This window comes from Primorskyibacter sp. S187A (genome assembly GCF_049800955.1).
Taxonomy (GTDB): Bacteria; Pseudomonadota; Alphaproteobacteria; order Rhodobacterales; family Rhodobacteraceae; genus JAKVBH01.
Map to the genome: position 1 here is coordinate 1 of NZ_JBNAGA010000005.1, position 17,692 is coordinate 17,692.

Genomic DNA, 17,692 nt, shown 5'->3' on the forward strand with positions numbered 1-17,692 from the left:
ACTTTGGAGACCGCCTCGAGCAATTCCTGATGGGCCTGCTCTTCGCGGGCGGCTTCCGCCTCGGCCCGGCGCAGGGCGCGGCTTTTCTGCTTCTTGCGAATGAAGCGCGTGTTCCATTTCTCGATATAGGCCGCGCGCGCGGCCTCGCTGGCAAAACTCTTGCGCGCCAGAGCGGCCTCCCGCTTGGCGATGACATGGGGCTGCTCAAGCCCATAGGGATCGTCCTGCGCCTTGCCTTTGGGAGTGTCCTGCGTCACAGTTTTTCTGCTTTTGCCACGAATACCAATGACATAGACTTTACAAAGCGCCCCGACCGATGGCCAGCACAAAGGAGGGCCCCGACATCGCACGCACCAGCCCGGCCATTGATGCGCCTTTTGCGGCCCGCAAACGCCGGCCCCTGATCGAAAGCCTGCGCGCGATCACGGCGCTCATCCTGCGCGAGATGTCGACGCGCTACGGGCGCACGCCGGGGGGCTATGTCTGGGCGCTTCTGGAGCCTATCGGCATGATCATCATCCTGGGCTTTGCCTGGTCGCTTGTGGCCAAGACACCCACGCTGGGCACCTCGTTCTTCCTCTTCAAGGCCACCGGTTTCATGGTGTTGCAGATGGTGCTCATCCCCGCCAATCAGGTGGGCCGGGGGATGCGCTTTTCGCGGGCGCTCTTGTTTTACCCCCGCGTGCGCTGGCTTGACGCGCTTCTGGCGCGCTTTGTGTTGAACACGCTTGTGGTCACCATTGTGAGCGCCATCATCTTCACCGGCATCATCCTATATGAAGAGATCCGCACCGTCCTGGATTTCGGGCCCATTTTTCTGGCCATGGGGCTGGCGGCGCTGATGGGCTTTTCCGTGGGCGTGTTCAATTGCTACATGTTCCAGCGCATCCCTGTTTGGGAGCAGGTCTGGACAATCACCACGCGGCCCCTGTTCCTGATCTCCGGGGTGATCTTCATCTACGAGGACTTGCCCGATCTGGCCCAGGCTGTGCTCTGGTGGAACCCCGTGCTGCATCTCACAGGCCTCATCCGGGACGGGTTCTACCCGCTCTATCATCCCAATTACATTTCGTTTGTTTATCTGGGCGTCTGGATCGTGGCGCCAATGCTCATCGGGCTTTTATTGCTGCGTCAATACAACCGCGATCTGCTCAACATGTGAGACTGTTTCCGCCTAATGCGGGAGTTTACGTCCCTGTATCCGGGTCAACCGAATTGCGCAGGCGCGTAGTCGAGACATGGGCAGTATAGGGGAAGTAGACGATCTCGACGCCCTTGGGCCCAAGAGCCTCTTCCAGCGCCACCCATTTGGGATCGCCTTTCCAATCATCCCCCACAAACATGCGATGAAAGCCGATCCGCTCCCATGCCGCGATCTTGTCCATGTCACTTTGCGGCACAACCTCATCCACACAGCGCAGCGCCCGCACAATCGCCACCCGATCTGCCTCGGGGATCACCGGCGCGCGGCCTTTGCGCGCCTGCGCAAGCGCATCCGTGGTCACGCCCACGATCAGGTGGTCACAGGCCTCTCTGGCCCGCTGCAACAAGGTCAGATGCCCAATGTGAAACATGTCATAGACACCGGTGGTGTAGCCGATCACACGCGGAGAAAGGGGCTCTGACATGGTCAATCCTGAGGGCTGAAAACGATACGCCATTTACCGCCAGAACATTGCGGAAGACAAGCAACGCCAAGATAGCCCCCCCGGCACGGGCTTGCTATGGATAAACCCATGGCCCAGACGCCCCCACCCTCCGCCCCGCCCTGGACAGGCGCGATCCCCATTGCGCGCAGCATGGAGCTGATCCGCCGTGCCTTCTGGCGCGCGCAAGGCACCCCCACCCCGCCCAAAGCGCCCGCACACCCCGCCCCGGGCAGCTCCCTGCATGTGGGATTTGTCGTCTGTAGCCCGGCAAAATGGGGCCTGACATCCCTTGTCAGAACCTTGCAGGCAGATCCTCTCTTTGAGGTTACATTATACCCCATTCTATCAGATACGGATCGCCGCCTACCAGGCAGGCAAAGGCCATCCACCTATACTCGAAAGAGACGGTTTTGGGCACATTTAGAGACAGATATTACTGATCTTTACGACCCCAGAAGCGACCGTATGTGGCCGCTTGAGAGGCTCGATGCGGATGTTGTTTTCATCCAACAGCCCTGGGGCATGCAAGACCTGCCCCGCCGCCTCGCCCGCCATACGCGCGTGGCCTACGTGCATTACGGCATGCCCGTCATCTCCAATGACACGATGCAGTTCGGACTGGCCCAGTTTCACCCCTGGCTCTGGCGCTACTATGCGCCCACGCGCCTCCATGCGGATATGATTCAGGCAGCACAAGGCTCTAAACCGCCCCATATCTGCATCACTGGCCACCCCAAGTTCGACACCTTCCTCACGCCGGAACCTCCCCGAAGAGACGTTGAGATCTGGCCCGGTGAGGCCACCCGCAAGCGGGTGATCGTCGCGCCCCACCATGGGCTTGAGCGCGGCTCTCTCGGGCTGGGCACCTTCGCCTGGTCCGGGCCGACCTTACTGGACGTGGCTCGAAAGCACCCTGAGATCGATTTTCTGCTCCGCCCCCACCCCAATATGGCGCTTGGCCTCATGCGGTCGAGGATCATGACAGAGGCGCAATGGGAGCACTACAAAGCCCAATGGTCCGCCTTGCCCAATGGGGTCGTCCAGGACGGCGGCAGCTACTGGGATGTATTCCGCAGCTCCGACGCGCTGATCACCGATAGCGGCTCTTTTCTGGCGGAATACCTGCCCACAGGCGCGCCCCTGATCCGGCTGGAGCAAAATTGCGCGGCCCCCCTGAATGCCTTTGGTCAAACCCTGGCAGAGGCCTTTTATAAAGTCTCTAATTCAGGGGAATTAGAGACTGTTTTCGAAAACCTCATCGTGCAGGGCAATGATCCGCTGCGAAACACACGCGCCAAAATTGCCGCACAGCTGACCCCGTTTGAGCGCCCCGCAGCCGAAATGATCATCGAGGATCTGCGCAGCCTTCTGAAACCACATGGCTAGTTTCTTCTGGCCTTAAATACGCTGGGGGTTCGGGGGCAACGCCCCCGAGGCATGACAGAACTCAGAACGCTCAGGCCTTCACACCCAAACGCTCGCCAACGCCCTGACGGTCCTGCAAAGCGCGCCACCAGGCCTCATTGTCGAGATACCATTGCACGGTCTTCTCCAGCCCCTCTTCCACCGTCACAGAGGGCCGCCAGCCCAATTCCGTGGCAATGCGCGTGGGATCAATGGCATAGCGCGCATCATGGCCAGGACGGTCACGCACGAAGGTGATCTGATCGGCATAGGAGCCAGACGCCTTGGGCCGCTTGGCATCGAGGATCGCGCAAAGCGTTTTGACCAGCTCAAGATTGCTGCGCTCGTTCTCGCCGCCGATATTGTAGCTTTCGCCCAAGGCCCCCTTGCTCAGCACGGTCAGCAGCGCATCGGCATGGTCCTCGACATAGAGCCAGTCCCGCACATTGGACCCATCGCCATAGATCGGCAGATCCTTGCCTGCCAGCGCATTGAGGATCACAACCGGGATCAGCTTTTCGGGGAAGTGATAGGGGCCGTAATTGTTGGAGCAATTGCTCAGGACAACGGGCAGGCCGTAGGTATGGAACCAGGCGCGCACCAGATGGTCAGAGGCCGCTTTTGAGGCGGAATAGGGACTGCGCGGGTCGTACGGCGTTGTTTCGGTGAACTGGCCTTCCGCGCCCAGAGAGCCAAAAACCTCATCTGTCGAGATATGATGAAACCGGAAGCCCTCGGGCTTGCCTTGTGCGTCCCAATAGGTGCGGGCGGCCTCCAGCATATTGTAGGTGCCCGTGATATTGGTCTCGATGAAATCCCCGGGCCCATCGATGGAGCGATCCACATGGCTTTCCGCCGCCAGATGCATCACGGCATCGGGGCTGTGTTTGGCAAAAACAGTGTCTATGTCTACCCGATTCCGGATATCGGTCTGCTCGAACGCGTAGTTGGGGCTGCTTGCGACTGAAGCTATATTTTCAAGGCAGGCCGCATAGGTGAGCGCATCGAGATTGACGACGTGATGGCCCGCGGCAATGGCATGGCGCACAACGGCCGAGCCAATAAACCCCGCCCCTCCTGTTACAAGGATTTTCATCGGTTCTTATCCTTCCCAGACAAAGGGGCTGTCAAATTCGGAAAATGGCACGGCATCCGCGTCTTTCTCGGACAGCAATGGCTCTTCGCCATCAAGCCCCCAATCGATATCGAGCGAGTTCCACATCACGGCCCCTTCGCATTCGGGCGCGTAGAAGTCAGTGCATTTATAAAGGATTTCCGTGTCAAAGCGGCGCGTCACAAAGCCATGCAGAAACCCTGGCGGGATCCAAAGCTGGCGCGCATTCTCAAAGGACAATTCATAGCCCACCCAGCGGCCGTATGTCGGGGAGCCTTTGCGGATATCCACGGCCACGTCAAAAAGCGAGCCACGCCCACAGCGCACGAGCTTGCCCTGCGCATGGGGCGGTGCCTGAAAGTGCAGCCCGCGCACGGTATGGGCCCCGTGTGAGAGCGAGTAATTGTCCTGAACAAAATCCGGCAGGTGAACGCCTGCCGCTTCCAGGGTCCGCCGGTTCCAGCTTTCGGTAAAAAAGCCCCGTCCATCGCCAAACCGTCTTGGCGTCATCAGCAACAAGCCAGGGATTGGGGTTTGCTCAATCTTCATCACAGGTTCTCGCACTCTCTCACAACACGGCCATAGCTCTGGCGGCTTCTTAATGGCGCATGCGCCCGGTTTGTCAATTTACCCCGCCGTTTAAGCAGGCTTAAAGCGCAAGTGGGTCTGATTTCGTGGCAATTGCGGGGCATTTTGACCGCAGGCCCGCGGCTCAAACCTTGAAAGATCATGAACGCCCCGCTCGGTGGCTTTGCGATCCCGCAAGGTTCGCCCTGTTAAGGCTGGCGCAACCGGGGCGCTGTGCCGGCGCCACGATACTCGATGCATCATTCCGGAGAGCCCCATGTCTGATCTTTCGCCAAATCTGTCCCTGCCCTACCTGCTGCCCTCTCAGGCTCAAAAGCACGTCACCCATAACGAGGCCTTGCGCCAATTGGATGCCCTCGCGCAACTGACCCTTCAGGCCATTGATGCCAACGCGCCTCCGGCAACGCCGCAGGATGGTGAGGTTCATGCCCTGGGCAGCGCGCCCACAGGCGCATGGGCCGGGCAGGCGGGCCGGCTGGCCGTCTTCAGTGATGCCGCATGGCTCTTCGTGGAGCCTCAGGATGGCTGGCGCGCCTGGGACATGGGGGCAGGGGCCTTGCGGGTCTATAGCGGCGGCATGTGGCTTCCTGTGGCGCCTGAGCTGCAGAACCTGCCCGGCGTAGGCATCGGGGCCAGCTCAGACGCCACAAACCGCCTCTCGGTGGCTTCTGATGCGGCCCTTTTCACCCATGCAGGCAGCGATCATCGCCTGACCATCAACAAGGCCAGCAGCACAGACACCGCCTCCATGGTCTTCCAGTCAGGCTTCTCGGGGCGCGCGGAAATGGGGCTTGCGGGCAGTGAAGATTTCAATATCCGGGTCAGCGCTGACGGCTCCAGCTTTACAGATGCCGTCTCCGCCCGGCGGAGCGATGGGGCTGTCCGCGTGCCTTGCCTGTATTCGGGAATGGTCGATATTGCTGACGATACCGTAGGCTCCATCACCACTCCGAGCGCGGGCGGGATGATCGTCCTCAACATCGTGGATCCGAATTTCCCTCAAGCGGCTCATAGCGGGATTTTCTCCTATGACACCGGCGGATCTCTCCTCTTGCAGACAATGGCTTCGGGCACACGGATGGACAATCTTGGGGACACAGCCCTCACCGGAACCAGCGGCGCGGCAGATCGCTCGAGCCTCGCCGTGGCCACAGGCGCCTTGCTTCTGGAAAACCGCACAGGCAGCACGCGGCGCTACGCCTACAGCTTCCTCAACACCTACTGAGCCGCACCCAGATCCGCCAACACAGCGGCGAGCCCCGCGCGCCAATCGGGCGGGGCAATACCAAAGGCAGCGTGCAAGGCGGCCCCATCCAGCCGCGAATTGAGCGGGCGCTTGGCGGGCGTCGGATAGTCACTTGAGGGAATATCCGTCACAGTGACAGACCGCCCGGCCTGGGCAAATGTTTCGCGCGCGAAATCCGCCCAGCTCACAGCGGGCGCGCCGCCGTAGTGAAATATGCCACCGGGCTGGCCCTCGGTCATGGCACGCGCCATGGCAATCAAGGTTGCCGCAATATCAGCAGCCGGCGTCGGGCCTCCAATCTGATCCCCAACAACAGTGAGATGATCGCGGGTTTCCGCCAGACGCAACATGGTCTTCACGAAGTTGGCCCCATGGGCCGAGAAAACCCAGGAGGTTCGCAGGATAGCATGGGCGCCACCCGCCGTCTGGACAGCCTCTTCGCCCACCAGCTTGCTCCGCCCATAGGCCCCCAGAGGCGCCACCGGATCTCCTTCGCGCCACGGCGCAGTGCCTGTGCCATCAAAGACATAATCAGTCGAGATATGCAGGAAGGGGATCGTCAGATCACGGCAGGCCTCCGCCATAGCGCCCGGACTTCTGCCATTGATACATGTGGCGAGGTCTTCCTCCTCTTCCGCCCGATCCACAGCCGTATACGCCGCTGCATTGATAACAACCTGCGGCCGGCGATGGGCAATTGCAGCGGCGCAAGCTGTTGGATCACTCAGATCCGCCTCATCCCGACCAAGCGCTGTCACACGCGCCTGTCGTTGCAACTCTGTGGCCACCTGACCCGTCTTGCCGAATACAAGGATATCCATCTGTGCCCTCTTTACGTCTCTGCGCCTGCAGGGGCGCTCTAGCAAAGGGGCAGGGGGAAGTCACCCGGCTCTCTGCGCGCCCCGGCCTCGCTGCGTTTCGCGCGCGAAACATGTTGAAGGCACTAAAGCGCCGCTAGCCCTCCCGTGCGGCCAGCCAGAGCTTGAGATCGGCAACCAGCGCCGCATCGACGCCCAAAAGCCGCACCTCCCCTGTCTTGGCGGAGTATTTGAGCGAGACACCGGCCTGCGCAGGCGGGGTTGTCTCGGGTATTTTGGGCTTGATTAGAGACTGTCTAAGCACATCCTGCTCCGCTTCAGCAGATGCAGGAGAGGCCGCCTGCAAGGCGCTGGTGATCTGCGCGGGCAGGGCAGCATCCTCGGACAGGGCCTTGGCCAGACCCAGGCCAAGACGCTCCCCAATGGATGTCGGGAATTGCAAGACACCATCCAGCGCCTGCACCAGAGAGACAAAACTGCGAATTTTCGATTTCTTGGGCCGACTTGCGCTGGAATAGAGACTGTTTAAGGCTGCGCTGAGATCAGGATAGACGCCTTCCTCAACGGCCCGCAGGGCAATGCGCGCGCGCTCGAAATAACTCAGGCCCACACGGATCTCGTTTTCCTCGACCATGGCGCAATAGGCCTCAGCTGCCTCGCCGGGGCGGGTGATCCGCGCCTCGATCGTGCCAAACCGGGCCGCGCCTGTTTCTTCAAACAGATGGCGCAGGGCCATGAGGCGACGCCATCCTGCGATCAGCCCGTAGCGTCCTTCCCCCAGTGACACCACTTCGATGGGCGTCTGCTGACCACGGGCCTGCAAGGAGGCGATCAGCGCCGCCTGATCTTCATCGCTGACATCCATCCGGTCGCGCACGAGGTGGTGGGCCTCGATGGCGTCCAGCGGCAGGGTCTCGATAAACCGCCCCTCAGCCCGGGCGCGCGCCATTTCATCCGAGAGGGTCTGCAATGCCGCAGAAGAGGCGGCTTCACCCGCCACCTGCGCGATAGGTGGCATGGACAGCGGCCCCCCCTTGGGCGCCGGACTTTCACTCTCAAGGTAGTCTGGGCGGGGCGGGGTCAGGCGTTTGCGTCGGGCCATATCACTTTCTCCTTATGCCGCGCTCTCTGAGGACGCTTCCAGCTCATCCCGGCGCCAAATCCCCAGCAATAGAGACTTGAACGCCGCGTAGGTCGCATCAAAAGTCTCACGGCCGCGGGCATAGGTCTCGCGGTTGAAATCGCGGTAATCCGCCTCGTAGATCCCGTTGACCTGCTCACCGGCCTGACCGATCAGCGCAGTGAAGTTCTGCCTGTGCGGCGAGAGAACACGGCCCAGATAGGCCTGCATGAGCGCGCCAAGCTCTGCCTGCTGCGCATCGTCATAGCGGGTGATGACTGCGCGCACGGCGTCCCACTCGAAATTGAGCTCGTCGCGCCCGAGCGCCCGCGCGGCAATGTTCTCGCTCTCCTCAATGGAGGCGAAGGTTGCGTGCAGCATGTCGAAGAAGCGGCCGGTGCTGTCGAACTCGAGGAAGGACGCCCCAAGGGGCACCAGCAGGATATCCGCCGCCGCCAGCCCATTGATGGTCAGATAGCCCAGGGCAGGGGGGGTATCGAGGAAGACAATGTCATACTCCTCCAGCACGCCCGCCTCCTCCAGGCTCTCGGTCAGCGCATCCCAGAGCTTCCAGCCGCGCGCCTGCATGCGCCAGACGGGGATCTGGAATTCCGCCCAATAGAGGTTCAGCTGCGCGCCGATCAGATCGATATTGGGCCAGTGGGTTTTCTGGATGAGGCTTGCCGGATCGGTGTCCAGCGCATCCGAGAGCGTATCATCGAGCGGAATGGGCGCCTCGCCCCGATCAATACGCCCCTGATTGGTCGCCCGCAGATGCCGTGCGTAATGGCCTGCGAGCAGGGGAAAGACCGTCTGCCATTCATCTTTGACCTCGCCGCCGAAGATCGACGTCATGGAGCCCTGGCTGTCGAGATCGATGACCAGCACACGGTAGCCATCCAGCGCCGCGGACATCGCGAGATGCGCGGCCGTGGAGGTCTTGCCCACACCGCCCTTGAAATTCGCGACCGAGACAATCTTGGCGGGCAGGCCTTCAGGGCGGTAGGGGGCATAGCTGCGCCCCTTAGCGCCTTGCGTGGCAAAAAAGGCCCGCAGACGCTGGACTTCATCAAGGCTGAACCATTTGGCCCCGCCCTCGGTCTCGGAGCGCCCCTGGGGCAGGTCCGGGTTCTGGCGCAGGACGCGGCGGAAATGGGCTTGCGCCACCGGGATCAGATAGCGGCAAATCTCCCAGGTGGAAAACAGGCGTAGCTTGCGCCCGCCGCTCTCATCCAGCCCCCGGGAGGCCAGATCATTGCGCCCCCTTGCACAGGCCTCTGAAATGGCCTTGAAATCGGACGTGGCCATGGGATCGCCCAGATCAGCAAGCGCTGTATCGGGATTGATGCCAAAATAGGGAGGGCGAATGTCAGCCTTGGTCATGGGGATGCGCCTGCATATAATGGTGGTATCTGCTCTGTTCTCAGCGATGTAACGCCTTTTCTTCAGTGTACGCAAAAAGCCGTTACATGCAACGCATGACCGCACATCCCATCACTTTTTTAAGCAATTCCAAGGGCTCGCTTTCAATATGCAGGGGTGATGAGAAAATAATCGCTGTTATGAATCTGTTATATCTTTAGTTACGGTGAGATCTGTCTTTCCCAAGTATTTGATTCTGCGTTTTTTTTTGAAGGCTTTTCCAGCCAGGCGACTCTGATCCCACGATCAGGCGATTCCAATCCCCCGAAAGAGCGACTCTGATCCCACGTTTGTCAGAGTGGACGCCTCCTGTGGATAACTCTAGGCTGGGCGTTAATGAAAACACGATTCTCCAACGAGGGGATCGGACATGAGCAGGCAGCGTCCAACGAGGCGCGCAAGGATTGAGGCACATGGGCAGCGTTTCCCAACCCGGCGGGCTTTTGCCTGACCGTCATCCTACGGGCGATTTTTTCGTCTGTGATATCTTCGATGCATTGCCCAAGGGCGATCTGGCGAGCATGGAGCATCCGCTCTTTTCGCTCTCCACCCGGCCCGACCGGCGCATTCTGAATTACATGCACAATGATGTGGAGATCACCGTGACGCCCTCTGTCAAAGGGCTGGCCACGATCCATGACAAGGACATCCTGATCTTCTGTATCTCCCAGTTGGTGGCGGCGCTGAACGCGGGCAAGACGGTCGCGCGGACGCTGGTTTTGCAGGCTCATGATCTGCTTGTGGCGACCAATCGGGAAACCTCGGGCGATGGCTACAAGCGGCTGCGTGAAGCCTTCGAGCGGCTCGCAGGCACCCGGATCACCACCAATCTCGAGACCGGGGGCCAGGAGGTCACCACGGGCTTTGGCCTGATCGAGAGCTGGCAGATCGTGCGCGCTTCCAAGGGGGGGCGCATGGCTCATGTGAAGGTCACGCTCTCGGAATGGCTCTACCGCGCGGTGGTGGCGAAATCGGTGCTGACGCTGAGCCGCGATTACTTCCGTCTGCGCAAACCGCTGGAGCGGCGGATCTATGAGCTGGCGCGTAAACATTGCGGGCGCCAGCCGGGCTGGACGGTCTCGGTGGATACGCTTCTGAAGAAATCCGGCTCCGCCTCGCCGCGCCGGGTCTTTCGCAAGATGATGCGCGATATGATCGCCGCGGATCACTTGCCTGATTACGTCATCGAGGAAATCCCCGGCGATCTGTTGCGGTTCTCGCCGCGCGATCAGGTGGTGGAGGCGGGAGATGCCAGCCAGGATCGCGGCCCGCCGCTGACGCCGGAGGTGCTGGAGCAGGCGCGGCGCATGGCGCCGGGCTGGGATGTCTACGGGCTGGAGGCCGATTGGCGCGCCTATTGGCAGCGCTCAGGCCGCGCGCCTCTGCGCAACCCGGCGGCGGCCTTTCTGGGCTTCGTGCGCGCCAAGGTGGCCGAGGAGTAGGGCCGGTACAGGGAGCAGCAACGCGGAACCAAGGGGCGTCAGCCCCGCCGTATCGCCATCCCAGGGGCTGGCTCTGCGCGCCTTAGAGCGAGTGGTGCAGCCCGATCTCCCGGCGCAGGATCGAGCGACCCTCGGGATCCAGCACATCGAGCCGTGCAAAGACCTCCGTGAGCTGCGCCTTGAGCGCCTCGCGGCTCTCAGCCGCTGAGACAAAGGCCGTGACCCGTGCCCGGCCCGAGAGATGCGCGTCGATCTCCTCACCCTGCATGCGGTAGACATAATGCTCCTCAACAAGGCCTTCCGTGATGAGCGCCTCCATTCCCGTCACTTGGTCAAAGACACCGGCGCTGGCATAGGCGTTGTTGGCCGAGAAAATTCTGGGATCAGGATCAAGCTCGAGGGACACAGGCCGCCCCAGCTGCTGGTCGATCGAGGCGCCGACATAGTCAAACCCGGTCACAAGCTCGACACAGCGATTGGCCCCGGGCCCCCCGCCAATACGCCCCGCGACCTCCAGCACCACCAGACGACCCTCGGCGGTCAGGATGGACTGGATCAGCATCGGCCCGTCCGACAGGCCAAAGGCCTGCGCCATGGCCCGGGCCTGGGCCTGCATGAGCGCCTCTGTCTCAGGGGCCAGCGCGGCAGGGGCCAGCGTTGCGTGGCAGGTGGCCTCCTGCCCGCCTGAGCCGCCTTCAAAGAAGGTCTTGTGCCGCTCGCGGGCCAAAAGCACATGGGTCTTACCGCCAATCACGATGCAGTCGATAGACAGCTCCAGCCCTTCGATGAATTCCTCCACCAACACATCTCCGCCCCGCGCGGCGGCGAAGCAGGTAGTCAATTGTGTCTCTAACTCAGCCCGATCAGCCGCAAAGATCACCCCTTGGGAGCCCGTGCCGCCCACCGGTTTGGCCACAACCGGGAAGGTGAGATCATCTGTCTTCAGGCTCTCGGCGCTCGGACCCACAACCCAGCGGGCCGTGTCGACCTCAGCGCTGCGCAGCACCTGTTTCATCGCATCCTTGTTGGTGAGCTGATGGGCGGCCTCAGGCGTGAGCGGGGAGGCCAGCCCCAGCTCGGCCCGCACCTGCGCCAGAATGGGCAGGGGCTGATCCAGACAGACGGATATGATGGCCTCCGCCCCCTCATCGCGCGCGGCTTGCGCCACGGCTCCCGCGTCCAGTGTGGAAATCTGCAGGTGCAGATCTGCGAAAGGGGCGGCAGGCGGGGCATCTTTGTAATCAGCCAGCACCACCCGGTAACCCAGCGCTTTCAGTCTCTGAACCACCGCAATATGCGGACTGACGCCCCCCAGAACCAGCGCCGTGGGCTTAGTCATGGGGCGCTCCCCCGGTGGCCATGTCTTCGGCTGTTTTGAGATCATACTGACCCAGCATCTCGCGCACGGCGGCGGGGGTGTTGTGCATCAGCACATCGATGATCGAGAGATGGGGCAGGAACGGGTGGTCAAACTGGGCGTAAGGTACGCTACGTTCACAGATAAAGCGCAGATCGATCCCTTGGGCGGCGAACTCTTGTGTCCCGTAGAGCGCGACCCCGCCGGGCAGGTTCACATATTGCGCCGCATCCAGCGCCCGGGTGATGGCAATAAGCCGATCGGCGCGTTTGAGGCTGGCTGTCTCGGCAAAGCGCTCGGAGGACATCAGCCGCGTGAAAGGCAGCTCCAGATAGCCCATGACCGCCGCCATGGAGGCCACGGCCAGTTCCGAAACCGGTTGACCGGCGGCCTCTTCAAAAATCCCCAGCACCAGATCGCGCACCGGGGCGAAATAGGGCGCGCGTTTGTACTCATGCTCGAGCTGTGTGGTGAACTTGCGCAGCCATTTGTCATCCAGCGCCGTGATGACCTCCCGGATCGGCACGTTCTGTGAGCCGCCCTGTACGGGCACGGTAAAGAGCGCGTCCTGGCCCCGGTTGGAGATGCGGTTGCGGTTGATCCAGCCACGTTTGATGAAGTTCACATCATCATAGGCCACGAAATGGTCCACGGCTGCGATCAGCTGGAAATAGCCCAGATAGGGAAAGACATAGGGCTGCATGACGGCAACAGAGGTCATGGGCGGGCTCATACTCCAAGAGATGTTGCGCCCTCATAGCGGGTTAACCCTCGGAGGGAAACCAGTGGGCGCATGGTTCAGAGGTCTGAAAGAGCGGTACGCGGGTCTGTCTGAGGATCCAGCACTGCATCGGCCAGCGCGGTGATACGCGCCTCGGAAAGCGCGGCAGTCCGCGCGAGATCGGCAAACTTCGCGCGCAGGTCGGGGGCGCGGAGCGGCACCTCCGGCTCGCCCAGAGGCAGGTCCACCTGCGTGGCCACTTCGCTGGAGTTCCGCAAGGTTAGAGACACATGCGCTGCCCGTTTTGCAGGCACCAGCGCGCTGAGCGCGGGGTCTTCTGTCACCCGGGTCGCGCGCATCAGGCGCAGGGTCTCGGGATCGTTGAGGGCGGTTTCCGAAAACGCGGCCATGCCAGTCTCTCCCAGTGCCAGCGCCGCGCCCACGCAATAGGGAATGCCCAGACGGGCGGAATAGGGCCCATCGATCTCGGTATGGTCATGTTTGTGCACGGCCAAACCGTACGTCTCGACCTGCACAGCCGTAATGTCTGCCGGTGCGATCCCATGCTCCGCCTTCAGACGCAGCGCCGCCTCAACCGGCGCATGGGCATAGCGGCAGGACGCATAGGGTTTGAGATAGACGGTCTCGATGCAATAGGGCGGGGCGACGCTGAGCGCGCCCGGAGGGACGGGGCTGCCGCGCAGCATCTCGATGAGCCCGTGTGGCCCGTCGAGAATGTCTTCGGGGCCGGGAAAGCCCGCCTCGGCGGCCAGTGCGGCGGCCAGACCGTTCAAAGCGGGGTGGCCTGCGTTGTAAGGTTTCAATTCAGAGCCCGGACCGAAGGCCTTCACCATGCCCGAGGCAGAGGTGCAGGCGGCGGCCAGCGCGGCGTTGAGCTGCACCCGGTCAAACCCCAAGGCAACAGCCGTTCCCATTGCGGCCCCAATCACACCGAAGACGCCCGAGCCATGCCAGCCATTGAGCTTGGCCTCAGGCTGGCAGGCGATGGCCACCCGCAAAGCCGCTTCATAGCCCAGCACGATCCCCTTGAGGAAACGGGCCTGATCCATGCGCGGATCATGGGCCATGGCCAGAAGTGCGGCGATCAGCGGCCCGCCCGCATGGGTGATGCCATAGCGGTGCCCGTCATCGAGCTCGACCACATGGGAGGCCATGCCATTGAGCAGGGCGGCCGAGAGCGGCGCTACGGTTTGCCCCGTGCCAATGACGGGGGCGGGGCCGTCGCCCGCGCTCGCCAGCATCTGGCCCAGCCGCGCGCGCTCACTGGCAGCGCCCGCCAGCGTGCAACCCAGCCAATCCAGCAGGCGCAGCCGCGTGGTCTCCTCGAGCGCAGGGGAGAGCGGGCTTGCGGCCAGCGCCTCCAACCCATCGAGAAAGGTGGTGGTGTGCCCGCTCATTCCGCCGCGTTGATCTGGGGATCGCTGCCCGCCTGAAAGAGCCGGACCACGCCGCGCTCATCTTCGACCACGCCGTAGGCATCGGCCAGCGATGTGATGCGCCGCGCCCAGGAGCGGTGCGGGTTGATCTCGTTCATCTTGTTGGACTTGGCCGATTTGATCACCCCGCCTGAGGTGCCGAGGATCTGGCTGGCATCCTCATATTCCTCCCGCGTCACCGCCTGCATCGCATTGACGTAGCGCAGGTGGGAGGGGTGGATCACGGTCTTGCCGGTGAAGCCATTGGCCTTGTCCAGCGCCACTTCGCGCAAGAGCCCGTCAATCGCATCGTTGAGGATCGGCGTATTGGTGCGCAAGGAGCGGTGTAGGTCGATCTGCATGACCTTCTCCAGATCATCGCGCTTATAGGCCAGGAAATATTCCCAAACGGGCGCGGAGACCACGTAATCCTCCTCCGCCCGGCCAAAGAAATTCAGGATATCGGCCAGCGCGTCGCGCACCGGCAGGATGTCATAGATCGACGAGCCAATACCGCGCCGCACGCCAAAGAAAGACGAGAAATCCGTCCCGCCCACGCGGATATTGAGGATGTACTCGTGATATCCCCGCAAGAGCCCCAGCAGCGAGCTCAGCTCTGCATTGCGCGTCTCGCGGAAGGCAATGGCGCGGCCCTCGAGGATCGGCATGCCGTAAAGCGGCGTCTCGAAGCGTGTGTTCAGATCCGCCAGCAGATCGAGATAATCGCGCGCATTGGAGGAGTAGAATTTCGGGAAGACAAAGCCCGTCAGGATATCGGCAAGCTCCGGTGTCAGGCGTTTGGCGAAGCTGTGGAACTGCTCGGTCGAGCGCACGCGCAGGAAGATGAGCGGCACGTCTGCATCGCTGAGTGTGCCGGCGCGCACCTGTTCCGCCAGATAGCCCAGCTGCGCGATCACATTATCTTCGCCCGCCGAGAGATCTTCCGCGCGGATCGCATCCTCGAAACACATGACCATGGAGAGCACATCGGGCAGACCGCCTGTGGTGATCTTGTCCATGACGGCCCGGGTCGAGGGCATGTAGAGCGTGCCCCCCAGGCAATAGCGCAGGAGCGCGCGGGGCGAGTGGCGCGTGAAGCTCTGCGGCGGGCGCACGAAGAGATCACGGGGGGCGAGATTGTGCTGCATGGGTGGGCTCGTTATTCGGCGGCGGTGGGGATGATCCCGGCAGAGACGGGCGCGCGCAGCGCCGCGCAGATCCGCGCGATATCGCCGTCTTCCATCGCCGGGAAGATCGGCAGGCAGAGCACCCGGCGGCCCATTTCCGTGGCCACAGGCAGGTTCTCCGCCCCGGCGGAGGGCAGGCCCGCATACATCGGCAGCTGCGAGAGCAGCGGGAAGAAATAGCGCCGCGTCAGGATGTTTTGCGCGCGCAGCGCATCATAAAGCTCGTCGCGCGAGAGCGGATAGCGCTCATCGAGGATCACCGGGAAATAGGCGTAATTGGCCCGTGTTTGTCCCAGTTTGGGCAAGGGCTCAATCCCCGGTACATCGGCCAGCGCCGCGCGGTAAGCGGCATCGATCTCGCCGCGCCGGTCTATACAGGCGTCGATATGTCCCAGCTGTGCCAGACCCATGGCGGCATGGATCTCGCTCATCTTGCCGTTGGAGCCCGCGACCTTGATGGTCAGCTCATCGACAATGCCGAAATTCTTGAGCTGGTCGATATGCTCCTTTGTCTCCGCATCGGGGCAGATGATGGCGCCGCCCTCAAACGTGTTGAAGACCTTGGTGGCATGCAGGGACAGCGTCGCCAGATCGCCGCGCGCCAGAACCGAGCCTTGCGCGTCGCGCACGCCAAAGGCATGGGCCGCGTCATAGACCACCTTGAGCCCGTGGCGCTCGGCAATCTCGTGGATCGCTTCCATATCACAGGGGTTGCCATAGCAATGCACGGGCAGGATGGCGGAGGTCTTGTCGGTGATCGCGGCCTCGATCCTGGCGGGATCGAGATTGAGCGTCTCGGGGTCGATATCGACAAAGACCGGCGTGTTCTTGTTCCAGATGAGCGCATTGGTGGTGGCCACGAAGGAAAACGGCGTGGTGATGACCTCGCCGGTAATCTCCAGCGCCTGCAGCGCAGTGATGAGCGCGATGGTGCCGTTGTTGAAAAGCGCCAGATGCTCAACCCCCAGATAATCCGCCAGATCGCGCTCCAGCCGTTGGTGCAGCGGGCCGCCATTGGTCAGGAAACGGTTCTCCCAGATCTCCTCAACGTAAGGCAGAAACTCTTCCAGCGGTGGCAGGAAGGGCTGGGTGACGTGAATTTTCTTTTCGCTGGTGTCGTCTGTCATGTCTGCTCCCCCGCGAGCATGAAGAGATAGCGGCCGTAATCGGTCTTCTTGAGCGCTTCGGCCTGTTCGAGCAATTGATCCCGCCCGATCCATCCCTGAGTATAGGCGATTTCTTCGAGACAGGCGATCTTGTAGCCCTGACGCGCTTCAATGGTAGAAACAAATGTCGAGGCATCCAGTAGCGAGGCATGGGTTCCGGTATCCAGCCAGGCAAATCCACGCCCCAGAAGCTCCACATAAAGATCGCCGCGCTCCAGATAGGCGCGGTTGATATCGGTGATCTCCAATTCGCCCCGGTCAGAGGGCTTCACATCCTTGGCGATCTCGACCACGTCATGATCATAGAAATAAAGACCCGTGATCGCGAAATTGCTTTTGGGCGCTGCGGGCTTTTCCTCTACCGAGAGCACCTTGCGGTCCTCATCAAACTCGACCACGCCGAAGCGTTCGGGATCATGGACCGCATAGGCAAAGACTGTGGCTTGCTCGGTTTTGGCGGACGTGTCGCGCAACAACTGGGTGAAGCCGGGCCCGTAGAAGATATTGTCGCCCAGACACAGGCAGCAGGGCGCGCCATCCAGGAACTCCTCGCCAATGAGGAAGGCCTGCGCCAGCCCGTCGGGGCTGGGCTGGATCGCATAGCTGAGCCGGATGCCAAACTGGCTGCCATCGCCCAGAAGGCGCTGGTATTGCGCCATGTCATCGGGCGTTGTGATGATGAGGATGTCCTGCATTCCTGCCAGCATCAGCACCGAGAGGGGATGATAGATCATCGGCTTGTCATGGATGGGCAGCAGTTGTTTGGACACGGCCCGCGTTATGGGATGAAGCCGGGTGCCTGATCCACCGGCCAGAATGATGCCCTTGCGAGGTGTTGCCTGGCTCATGGTCCCTCGATGTCCTTCCAATGTCTTGCCGACAGGGGAGGCCACGGGACGCATCGGGTCTGCCGGGCGTTTGCCCGATCTCCGCTGCCATGGAGGCCTGCCGGAAAATATGCTGCTCTTTTGCTTTCCATAGGGGTTTTGACCTCGCGGCACCACTGGAAAAAAGCCCCTGTG

At 61.8% G+C, this 17,692-nt stretch carries 17 protein-coding genes; 4 read left to right on the forward strand and 13 right to left on the reverse strand.

What is annotated here, in order from left to right:
* A partial coding sequence (locus ACP15S_RS19805; RefSeq protein WP_425041379.1) for a hypothetical protein occupies window positions 1–257 on the reverse strand: 257 nt, incomplete at its 3' end.
* A 59-nt stretch (window positions 258–316) separates the two neighbouring features.
* Between ACP15S_RS19805 and ACP15S_RS19810 the strand changes: the two genes are divergently transcribed.
* A complete protein-coding gene (locus ACP15S_RS19810; RefSeq protein WP_425041380.1) occupies window positions 317–1,162 on the forward strand; it encodes an ABC transporter permease in 846 nt (281 codons plus the stop codon).
* Window positions 1,163–1,187: 25 nt separating this feature from the next.
* On the opposite strand, the gene ACP15S_RS19815 is transcribed toward ACP15S_RS19810, so the two are convergent.
* Window positions 1,188–1,628 carry an adenylyltransferase/cytidyltransferase family protein gene (locus ACP15S_RS19815; RefSeq protein WP_425041381.1) on the reverse strand — a complete coding sequence of 147 codons (441 nt, stop codon included), beginning with the start codon at window positions 1,626–1,628 and terminating at the stop codon, window positions 1,188–1,190.
* Between the two features lie 486 nt (window positions 1,629–2,114).
* Between ACP15S_RS19815 and ACP15S_RS19820 the strand changes: the two genes are divergently transcribed.
* Window positions 2,115–3,035 (forward strand): hypothetical protein, encoded by a 921-nt coding sequence (locus tag ACP15S_RS19820; protein WP_425041382.1) that lies wholly within the window; start codon window positions 2,115–2,117, stop codon window positions 3,033–3,035.
* Between the two features lie 70 nt (window positions 3,036–3,105).
* On the opposite strand, the gene rfbB is transcribed toward ACP15S_RS19820, so the two are convergent.
* Together rfbB and rfbC are read right to left on the reverse strand one after the other, a co-directional pair.
* Window positions 3,106–4,149 carry a dTDP-glucose 4,6-dehydratase gene (rfbB, locus tag ACP15S_RS19825; protein WP_425041383.1) on the reverse strand — a complete coding sequence of 348 codons (1,044 nt, stop codon included), beginning with the start codon at window positions 4,147–4,149 and terminating at the stop codon, window positions 3,106–3,108.
* A 6-nt stretch (window positions 4,150–4,155) separates the two neighbouring features.
* Entirely contained in the window at window positions 4,156–4,716 is a 561-nt protein-coding gene (gene rfbC, locus ACP15S_RS19830) for a dTDP-4-dehydrorhamnose 3,5-epimerase (protein WP_425041384.1), read from the reverse strand.
* 295 nt (window positions 4,717–5,011) lie between these two features.
* Between rfbC and ACP15S_RS19835 the strand changes: the two genes are divergently transcribed.
* A complete protein-coding gene (locus tag ACP15S_RS19835; RefSeq protein ID WP_425041385.1) occupies window positions 5,012–5,980 on the forward strand; it encodes a DUF2793 domain-containing protein in 969 nt (322 codons plus the stop codon).
* Here the strand turns inward: ACP15S_RS19835 and rfbD are convergent.
* From rfbD to ACP15S_RS19850, 3 genes are all read right to left on the reverse strand, one after another.
* Window positions 5,974–6,822 carry a dTDP-4-dehydrorhamnose reductase gene (gene rfbD / locus ACP15S_RS19840; RefSeq protein WP_425041386.1) on the reverse strand — a complete coding sequence of 283 codons (849 nt, stop codon included), beginning with the start codon at window positions 6,820–6,822 and terminating at the stop codon, window positions 5,974–5,976. The two genes, ACP15S_RS19835 and rfbD, sit on opposite strands and share 7 nt — an antisense overlap.
* 133 nt (window positions 6,823–6,955) lie before the next feature.
* Entirely contained in the window at window positions 6,956–7,921 is a 966-nt protein-coding gene (locus ACP15S_RS19845; RefSeq protein WP_425041387.1) for a ParB/RepB/Spo0J family partition protein, read from the reverse strand.
* 12 nt (window positions 7,922–7,933) lie between these two features.
* Window positions 7,934–9,322, reverse strand: a complete 1,389-nt coding sequence (locus ACP15S_RS19850) for an AAA family ATPase (protein ID WP_425041388.1) — start codon at window positions 9,320–9,322, stop codon at window positions 7,934–7,936.
* A 452-nt stretch (window positions 9,323–9,774) separates the two neighbouring features.
* Between ACP15S_RS19850 and ACP15S_RS19855 the strand changes: the two genes are divergently transcribed.
* On the forward strand, window positions 9,775–10,803 hold the full coding sequence (locus ACP15S_RS19855) for a replication initiator protein A (protein ID WP_425041389.1): 1,029 nt from the start codon (window positions 9,775–9,777) through the stop codon (window positions 10,801–10,803).
* 82 nt (window positions 10,804–10,885) lie between these two features.
* On the opposite strand, the gene ACP15S_RS19860 is transcribed toward ACP15S_RS19855, so the two are convergent.
* The 6 genes from ACP15S_RS19860 to rfbA form a co-directional block, all read right to left on the reverse strand.
* A complete protein-coding gene (locus ACP15S_RS19860; RefSeq protein WP_425041390.1) occupies window positions 10,886–12,142 on the reverse strand; it encodes an ATP-grasp domain-containing protein in 1,257 nt (418 codons plus the stop codon).
* Window positions 12,135–12,881, reverse strand: coding sequence for a WbqC family protein (locus tag ACP15S_RS19865; protein ID WP_425041391.1), 747 nt, complete (start codon window positions 12,879–12,881; stop codon window positions 12,135–12,137). Before ACP15S_RS19865 ends, ACP15S_RS19860 begins: the two co-directional genes overlap by 8 nt.
* Window positions 12,882–12,958: 77 nt before the next feature.
* Window positions 12,959–14,299: an MmgE/PrpD family protein gene (locus tag ACP15S_RS19870; RefSeq protein WP_425041392.1), complete on the reverse strand. Its 1,341-nt coding sequence runs from the start codon at window positions 14,297–14,299 to the stop codon at window positions 12,959–12,961.
* Window positions 14,296–15,465, reverse strand: coding sequence for an HpcH/HpaI aldolase/citrate lyase family protein (locus ACP15S_RS19875; protein WP_425041393.1), 1,170 nt, complete (start codon window positions 15,463–15,465; stop codon window positions 14,296–14,298). Before ACP15S_RS19875 ends, ACP15S_RS19870 begins: the two co-directional genes overlap by 4 nt.
* An 11-nt stretch (window positions 15,466–15,476) precedes the next feature.
* The gene (locus ACP15S_RS19880; protein ID WP_425041394.1) at window positions 15,477–16,631 is read right to left on the reverse strand and encodes a DegT/DnrJ/EryC1/StrS family aminotransferase; all 1,155 of its coding nucleotides are present in this window, start codon (window positions 16,629–16,631) and stop codon (window positions 15,477–15,479) included.
* Window positions 16,628–17,518, reverse strand: a complete 891-nt coding sequence (rfbA, locus tag ACP15S_RS19885; protein WP_425041395.1) for a glucose-1-phosphate thymidylyltransferase RfbA — start codon at window positions 17,516–17,518, stop codon at window positions 16,628–16,630. The genes ACP15S_RS19880 and rfbA overlap by 4 nt, the downstream gene beginning before the upstream one ends.
* Window positions 17,519–17,692: the final 174 nt, after the last annotated feature.

What these genes read in the sequence shown, in the direction of transcription:
- rfbC (WP_425041384.1), bottom strand. Translation starts at nt 4,716, where the DNA reads ATGAAGATTGAGCAAACCCCAATCCCTGGCTTGTTGCTGATGACGCCA.
- ACP15S_RS19880 (WP_425041394.1), bottom strand. Translation starts at nt 16,631, where the DNA reads ATGACAGACGACACCAGCGAAAAGAAAATTCACGTCACCCAGCCCTTC.
- ACP15S_RS19810 (WP_425041380.1), top strand. Translation starts at nt 317, where the DNA reads ATGGCCAGCACAAAGGAGGGCCCCGACATCGCACGCACCAGCCCGGCC.
- rfbB (WP_425041383.1), bottom strand. Translation starts at nt 4,149, where the DNA reads ATGAAAATCCTTGTAACAGGAGGGGCGGGGTTTATTGGCTCGGCCGTT.
- ACP15S_RS19815 (WP_425041381.1), bottom strand. Translation starts at nt 1,628, where the DNA reads ATGTCAGAGCCCCTTTCTCCGCGTGTGATCGGCTACACCACCGGTGTC.
- ACP15S_RS19820 (WP_425041382.1), top strand. Translation starts at nt 2,115, where the DNA reads ATGTGGCCGCTTGAGAGGCTCGATGCGGATGTTGTTTTCATCCAACAG.
- ACP15S_RS19875 (WP_425041393.1), bottom strand. Translation starts at nt 15,465, where the DNA reads ATGCAGCACAATCTCGCCCCCCGTGATCTCTTCGTGCGCCCGCCGCAG.
- rfbD (WP_425041386.1), bottom strand. Translation starts at nt 6,822, where the DNA reads ATGGATATCCTTGTATTCGGCAAGACGGGTCAGGTGGCCACAGAGTTG.
- ACP15S_RS19860 (WP_425041390.1), bottom strand. Translation starts at nt 12,142, where the DNA reads ATGACTAAGCCCACGGCGCTGGTTCTGGGGGGCGTCAGTCCGCATATT.
- ACP15S_RS19870 (WP_425041392.1), bottom strand. Translation starts at nt 14,299, where the DNA reads ATGAGCGGGCACACCACCACCTTTCTCGATGGGTTGGAGGCGCTGGCC.
- ACP15S_RS19855 (WP_425041389.1), top strand. Translation starts at nt 9,775, where the DNA reads ATGGGCAGCGTTTCCCAACCCGGCGGGCTTTTGCCTGACCGTCATCCT.
- ACP15S_RS19845 (WP_425041387.1), bottom strand. Translation starts at nt 7,921, where the DNA reads ATGGCCCGACGCAAACGCCTGACCCCGCCCCGCCCAGACTACCTTGAG.
- ACP15S_RS19865 (WP_425041391.1), bottom strand. Translation starts at nt 12,881, where the DNA reads ATGACCTCTGTTGCCGTCATGCAGCCCTATGTCTTTCCCTATCTGGGC.
- rfbA (WP_425041395.1), bottom strand. Translation starts at nt 17,518, where the DNA reads ATGAGCCAGGCAACACCTCGCAAGGGCATCATTCTGGCCGGTGGATCA.
- ACP15S_RS19835 (WP_425041385.1), top strand. Translation starts at nt 5,012, where the DNA reads ATGTCTGATCTTTCGCCAAATCTGTCCCTGCCCTACCTGCTGCCCTCT.
- ACP15S_RS19850 (WP_425041388.1), bottom strand. Translation starts at nt 9,322, where the DNA reads ATGACCAAGGCTGACATTCGCCCTCCCTATTTTGGCATCAATCCCGAT.